The organism is Rubrimonas sp. (assembly GCF_036788415.1).
In the GTDB taxonomy this organism is placed as follows: Bacteria; Pseudomonadota; Alphaproteobacteria; order Rhodobacterales; family Rhodobacteraceae; genus Rubrimonas.
On the sequence record NZ_DAIQNN010000126.1, the window covers coordinates 1 to 6387 of the forward strand.

At 71.1% G+C, this 6387-nt stretch carries 6 protein-coding genes and 2 pseudogenes; 7 read left to right on the forward strand and 1 reads right to left on the reverse strand.

Annotation, left to right across the window (positions count from 1 at the left end; translation table 11 throughout):
- Positions 1–218: 218 nt before the first annotated feature.
- Positions 219–653, forward strand: a pseudogene (locus tag V7Q31_RS16580) (transposase); the annotation flags it as partial.
- A gap of 57 nt (positions 654–710) precedes the next feature.
- Here V7Q31_RS16580 and V7Q31_RS16585 read toward each other — a convergent pair.
- Positions 711–1143, reverse strand: a pseudogene (locus tag V7Q31_RS16585) (transposase); the annotation flags it as partial.
- A 221-nt stretch (positions 1144–1364) separates the two neighbouring features.
- Between V7Q31_RS16585 and V7Q31_RS16590 the strand changes: the two are divergent.
- The 6 genes from V7Q31_RS16590 to V7Q31_RS16615 all read left to right on the forward strand — a co-directional run.
- Complete coding sequence (locus tag V7Q31_RS16590; protein WP_333834974.1) at positions 1365–1748, forward strand: hypothetical protein; 384 nt, start codon at positions 1365–1367, stop codon at positions 1746–1748.
- Entirely contained in the window at positions 1745–3319 is a 1575-nt protein-coding gene (locus V7Q31_RS16595; protein WP_333834969.1) for an FAD-dependent oxidoreductase, read from the forward strand. The genes V7Q31_RS16590 and V7Q31_RS16595 overlap by 4 nt, the downstream gene beginning before the upstream one ends.
- Before the next feature lie 5 nt (positions 3320–3324).
- On the forward strand, positions 3325–3537 hold the full coding sequence (locus V7Q31_RS16600; RefSeq protein ID WP_333834970.1) for a hypothetical protein: 213 nt from the start codon (positions 3325–3327) through the stop codon (positions 3535–3537).
- Positions 3538–3539: 2 nt separating this feature from the next.
- Positions 3540–3935 carry a c-type cytochrome gene (locus V7Q31_RS16605; protein ID WP_333834971.1) on the forward strand — a complete coding sequence of 132 codons (396 nt, stop codon included), beginning with the start codon at positions 3540–3542 and terminating at the stop codon, positions 3933–3935.
- Positions 3936–3961: 26 nt separating this feature from the next.
- The gene (locus V7Q31_RS16610; protein ID WP_333834972.1) at positions 3962–5008 is read left to right on the forward strand and encodes a nitroreductase family protein; all 1047 of its coding nucleotides are present in this window, start codon (positions 3962–3964) and stop codon (positions 5006–5008) included.
- Between the two features lie 84 nt (positions 5009–5092).
- A partial coding sequence (locus V7Q31_RS16615) for an oligosaccharide flippase family protein (protein WP_333834973.1) occupies positions 5093–6387 on the forward strand: 1295 nt, incomplete at its 3' end.

Here is a 6387-nt window from a genome sequence, read left to right on the forward strand (position 1 = left end):
CCGCCCATGCCTTATCGTCTGCTGAAACTGGCTGAGGTTCATGCGTAATCAGGTTCGGGATTGAAAATGTCCTTGCGCATTTTCCGGCTCGGTGCGGAAGCCTGCTTCTGGCAGGTGAAATCGCACGTCACTCTGCCAAACGGCATCGAAACGGCGTAGTTGCAGAACTCTGACTGACCGGGATTCACATTGTGAATCCATGCGGTTACATGGCCCGCATGAGCAAGCCCTCGCCCGCCCGCTACCGCACGACGAACTGGTCCGCCTACAACGTCGCGCTGCGCAAGCGGGGATCTCTGCTGATCTGGCTGGACCGGGAGATGACGTGGCTCGCGCCGCGTGAGGGCGGCCCCGGCCGCACGCCGGTGTTCTCCGAATGAGGAGGATCGGAAAACAGGCCGCGGGCTGTCTTCCCGACGAATGCCATCCAGTGCTGTCTATCGATCAAGGTGCTGTTCAAGCTGCCCCCACGGCAGACCGCTGGAACGCTGGCCAGCCTGCTTCGGATGGCGGAACTGGACTGGCCCGAGCCCAACTACACAACCCTCTGCCGCAGGCAGAAGACGTTGAACGTCCAGAACCCGTATCGCCGCGCCGCGGGCCCTTTGGACCTTCTGGTCGACAGCACTGGCGCCAAGTTCCTCGGCGACGGGGTCATGTTTCGATACGTGGCGTGGTAGCGCCGGGGCTCGGAGAGGTTCGGTCTCAGCTCAGGTGGCCACGTAAGGCAGTCTGACGTTGGTAGATTGGTGACGCGGGCGAGCGTCTCAAGGCTCGTGTAGCGCCGGGCGACCGCCTATCCGTCGTTGGTCTCGAGCATCAGCGCGCCGACGAGGCGGACGATGGCGTCGTCGTTGGGGAAGATCCCGATGATGTCGCCGCGGCTCTTGATCTCGCGGTTCTCCCGCTCAAGGGGGGTTGTCGACGCGATCTGGCGCCAGAGCTCGCGGGGAAAATCCATGTAGGCGAGCACGTCGTCGCGCGAGGCGTCCATGAGCGCGGCGAGCTTGGGCTGTTTTTCCCGCAGCGCGTCGGCGACCACGCCCCACTGGGCCTCGGCGTCGACCTTGGTCCGCTTTGGCGAAGATGGTCTTCAAGCAGCGCCGCCATGGCGGCGCGCTGCTTCGCCGGGGGGTGGGCCAGGCCGATATCCGTCGGCTGCTGATCGTCGGGGCCAGGAGCCTGATGCGACGGGTGGTCCGCACGGGCGGCAGCGCGAACGGCCGGCTGGCCGCCCTCGCGCCGAAGACGGTTCTTGGGCGCGGGGCATGTGTTTGCGATATTCTTGGTGATGGGAGATCGCTTGCTGCGCCGCGGCGAGGGCTGTGGTATTGGCGCGTGGTTGAAGGGTTGGGGATGGGGTGATGGCGCGATCGATTTCCCGCCGCTGGGCTCTTTCGGCTGGCGCGCTGGCGGCGCTTGGCGGGGCGTCGCCGGCCCTGGGGCGGGCGGCGCCGGCGTGTGACGCGCATCTGGCGCGGCTTGGCGGGCGGCTGCGCGCCGCTCTGGGCTCGGAGGGGGCGGCGGCGCTTGTGCGGGAGTGCGCGCCCCGTCTCGCGGCGCTGGACCGCGAGGGGCCGGCCGCCCTGGGCGCTGCGATCGCCGCGGAGCATCGGGCCGGCCGGCTTGTCGGGCTCGAGGGCGTAGGGCTGTCGCGGCTGGAGGCTGCGGTCTGCCTCGCTGCGGCGGACGCGCCCGCCCGGGGCCCGGATGCGCGGGGCGCGGATGCGTGGGGAGGCGCTGCGTGACGACCGGACAGCCGCGCGATGCGCGCACCGAGGCGGTTGGCGCGTCGCTGTCTACGCAGGTCTGCGTCGTCGGCGGCGGAGCCGCCGGCATCGCCGCGACGCTTCGGCTCGCCGAGCGCGGCCTGACGGTGCTGCTGGTCGAGGCCGGCGCGACCGAGATCGAGGGTGCGACCCAGCGCCTCTACGCCGGGCGCAACATCGGATTGCCCTACTACGACCTGCTCTCCTGCCGGCTGCGCTATTACGGCGGCACCACGAACCACTGGGCCGGCTACTGCCGAGCCAACGACCCGATCGACTACGAGGGTCGGCCGGAGCTCGGCGTGCCGGCCTGGCCGATCACCGCCGAGGACCTTGCGCCCTACGTCGCCGAGGCGGCCGCGACGCTCGGTATTTCGGAGAGCTTCTTCGACCCCGCCGCGATCCTGACCGATCGCGGCGCGGCGCCGGCCGGCCTGCTGGAGCGTCGGTCGTCGGCGCTGGAGACGAAGGTTTTCCAGCTCAGCCGCGAATTGCGCCACGCGCGGCTGTTCGAGCCCCGGATGGTCGCCTCCCCGCGCGTGGAGCGGGTGTTCAACCTCAACGCGGTCGAACTTGCGCCGAGCGAGGACGGACGGCGGATCGAGCGCGTCCTCGCCCGGACCACGACCGGCAAGGAAGTCTCCATCGAGGCCGAGACGTTCGTGCTGTGCTGCCATGCGATAGAGAACGCGCGCCTTCTGCTCGTGTCGCGGCGGGCGGACCCGCGGGGGATCGGCAACGCCCATGGCCATGTCGGCCGCCATTTCATGGAGCATCCGCATCTCTTCGCCTCGCGGATGATCCCGTCCGCGGCGTTCCCCGAGATCTACGACTACGACGCGATGCGCCGGCTGCGCCTGAACGCCAATCTCTCGCTGTCGGCCGAGGCGATGCGGACGCACGGCGTTCTCAACTATTACTGCCGCTTCAATCCGGTCTACGCCCGGCCCGGCGTCGCGGGCGCGCTCGGGGGGCTGCGGGCCGGGTTCATGCGCCCCTTCGATCCGTCGCTGATCGATGACATGGCGAGGCTGATGGACGATCCGGCGGGCGCGTCCAACCTGATCGGCGCGGCGCTGCGCCGGCGGCGGCCGGCGCCGCTGTGGTTCGATCTCGAGCACCGCATCGAGCAGGCGCCCAACCCCGACAGCCGAATCGTGCTGCGCGAGGAGCGCGACGCGCTGGGCGTGCCGATCGCCGATCTCGACTGGAGGCTGAACGACCTCGACGTGCACACCTTCGCCAAGGGGCAGGAGATCGTCACGCGGGAGCTCGCGGCGCTCGGGATGGGACGCTTCGAGATCGAGACCATCGACCGCGACCTCGTCGGCTCGCGGCTCCTCGGCCATTATCACCACATCGGCACCACGCGCATGTCGCACGACGCCGCCGACGGCGTGGTGGATCGCGATTGCCGGGTGCACGGGTTGGACAATCTCTATGTCGGGGGTAGCAGCGTGTTCACCACCAGCGGTTACTCGGGGCCTACCATGATGATCATCGCGATGGCGCTGCGCATGGCCGACCATGTCGCCGAGACGGCGGGCTGAGCCGGATGCGTCGCGCCGCCCTTGCGCTGCTCTCTCTGGCGCTGCCGCCCGCGGGCCTTGCGCTCGCGCGCGGGGCGGACCGCTGGACGCTGGCGCTGTCGGGTCTGTGGATCGGAGGTTTGCTGACGTGCTTTCTGTTGTTCGCCGGTCCGGGGGCGATCATGGCCCTGCTCGCCGCGCTCGCCGCGGCTGCGGTCGTCGCGGCGACGCCCCTGTGACCATGCGCCGGCCGCTCCTCGCCTTCCTCGCCCTGGCGGCGCTGGCCGCCTGCGGCGAGGACAGGCCGACGATCGACGTGGCCGCCGCCGAGAGGGGTGCGCGCGTCTTCGAGGTGAAATGCTCCGCCTGCCATGCGAGCTCCGACGCCGCGAGGGTCGGGCCGGGCATGCGCGACGTCCACGGCGCGCCGGCCGCCGCGGCGGCCGACTTCCCGTATTCCGACGCGCTGCGCGCGGCGGGGATCGTCTGGGACGACGAGGCGCTCGTGGCGCTGCTGACGCAGGGCGAGGACTGGCTCCCGGGGATAAACATGATCATCGAACCGCTGCCCGAGACCGAGGCCCGCGACGTGGCGGAGCATCTCAAGCGGCTTTCCGGCGGGGGCCGACGGCCGTGACCGCCGCATCGAGGAGAGCCGCGCCGATGTCCGGCCCGGCCGCGCCCGCGTCGACATCGCTCCTGCGCCGGGCGCGCGGCGCGTTGCGCGCCCGGCTGCGCCGGTTGCGGGCCGCGCTCGACGGGGCGCGCGACTATCTCTACGATCTCCGCCGCTTCGCGCGCGCCTCCAGCGCGGTGACGCGAGCCCGCGACGCGGTCGGCGTCGAGGCCTGCATCACCAAGGACTATCACCGGATCGAGAAGGGGCTGTCGCTGCCCGAGGTGCGTCCGGGCTTCGGCGAGAGTTCGCTGCGGTTTCTGGCCGGGAGCCTGCCGGCGGCCGAAGCCCGCTTCGGGCCGTCGCTGGCCACCGAGGCGGCGCGGGGCGCGCTGCGGGCCTACGCGGCCCATCACGAGGCGGTCGAGGCCCCCCTGCCGGCGGCCATGCCGCCGCTGGAGCCGGCCCGCCCGACAGCGGTCGGCGGCGTGCGCGAGGTCGCCCGCGCCGACGTCGTCGAGGCGGGGCGGGCGCTCGACTTCGAGCGGTTCGTGCTCAATCGTCACAGCGTGCGCCATTTCACCGGCGCGCCGGTCGAGGAGGCGGCGATCGCCCGCGCCGTGGCCCTGGCGATCAAGTCGCCCTGCGTCTGCAATCGCGAATCCCGCCGCGTCCACGCCGCCTTCGATCCGGTGGTTCGCGATCGAATGCTCGGCTTCCAGAACGGCAACCGCGGCTTCGGCCACCTCGCGGGCGCCGTGCTCGCCGTGACCTCGGACATGCGCGCCTTCACCGACTTCGGCGAGCGCAACCAGTGCTGGATCGACGGCGGCCTGTTCGCCATGACGCTGGCCTATGCGCTGCACGCCCAGGGCCTCGGCGTGTGCATGCTCAACTGGAGCGTGCGGCCGCAGAAGGACCGTTACCTGCGCCGCGCCTTCGCCATTCCCGACCACGAGGCGGTGATCACCCTGATGGCGGTCGGCCACATGCCGGAGCGGTTCAGGGTGGCGGCCTCGCCGCGCCCCGAGCCCGCCGGGGTGCTGCGCGTGGTGCGTGAGATCGCCGACCCCACGCCCTGGGCGAAGAAGTGACGACGCCGACGCGCCATGGATGATGGCGGCGCACGGGACGGCGCACGGGGCGCGCTCGGCCGGAAGGTCGCGCTGGGCGCAACGATGCTGCTGGCCGGCCAGTTCGGCGTGCGGGTTCTGGGCGTGGTCAGCCTCGCCGTGCTGGCGCGCCTGCTCTCTCCGGCCGACTACGGCGTGGTCGCGCTGGCCTTCATCGCCGTGGAGTTGGCGAAGAAGTTCTCCGAGATGCACATCAACAACGCGCTGATCCGCGAGACGACGATCGAGGCGGACTGTTACGACACGGCCTTCACCCTGAGCCTGATGCGCGGCGCGCTCGTCGCGGCGGCGCTTCTGCTTGTCGCGGCGCCCGTCGCGGCGCTGATGAACGAACCGGCGGTCGCGCCGGTCTTGCGCTGGATGGCGCTGATCCCGCTGATCGAGGGGCTGCGCAGCCCGCGCATGGTCGATCTTGCGCGCCGGCTGGACTTCTCGCGGGAGGCCGCGATCTCCATCGCGACCAAGCTCGTCTTCATCGCGACGGCGATCGCGCTCGCGCTCGCGTGGGGCGACTACTGGGCGCTGGTGGTGGGCATGATCGTCTCGTCCGTGGCGGGCCTGGCGCTGGCGCACCGGGTCGCGCCCTACCGCCCCCGGCTGAGTCTCGCCCAGTGGCGCCTGTTCGTGGGGTTCGGCGGCTGGCTCACCCTCTCGACGATCTTTAGCTTCGGCGCGGCCAAGATGGGGGCGATCCTCGTGGGCTGGCGCCTCGGCGCGGAGAGCCTTGGCCAGTACCATGTCGGCGACCAGCTCGCGACGATGGCCACGAACCAGCTCGCGACGCCCTTCACGCGGGCGATCTACTCCGGACTGGCGCGCGTAGGCGCCGACCGCACGCGGCTCGTCTCCGCCTTCCGCCGTGCGCAGGCGATGACCCTCGCGGCGGTGCTGCCGGTGGGCGCGGCCATGGCGATGGTGGCGCCGGAGCTGGTGATGATCCTCGCCGGCCCCCAGTGGGGCGAGGCGGTGCTGGTGGTGCAGATCGTGGCGCCGGTGATCGCGCTCACCATGGTGGCCACGGGCGCCCAGGCGCTGCTGATGACGCTCGGCGACACCCGGTCGATCTTTCTGTGCAATCTCGCCAATTTCCTCTTCCGCCTCCCGGTCCTGATCCCGGCCGTGGTCTGGTTCGGATTCGAGGGGCTGCTCTGGGGGCGGGTGCTCACCGGGACCTTCTTTCTGTGGAGCATGCTCTGGCTCGTCCGGCGCGGCGCCGGCGAGGCGATCTGGAAACCGTTCGCGCTGGCCTGGCGCAGCGTCGCGGCCGCCGCCGCGATGGCCGCGGCGCTGGGCGTTGTGACGGCCCTGCAGGTCGATCCGGGGACGGCGGTGGCGGCGAA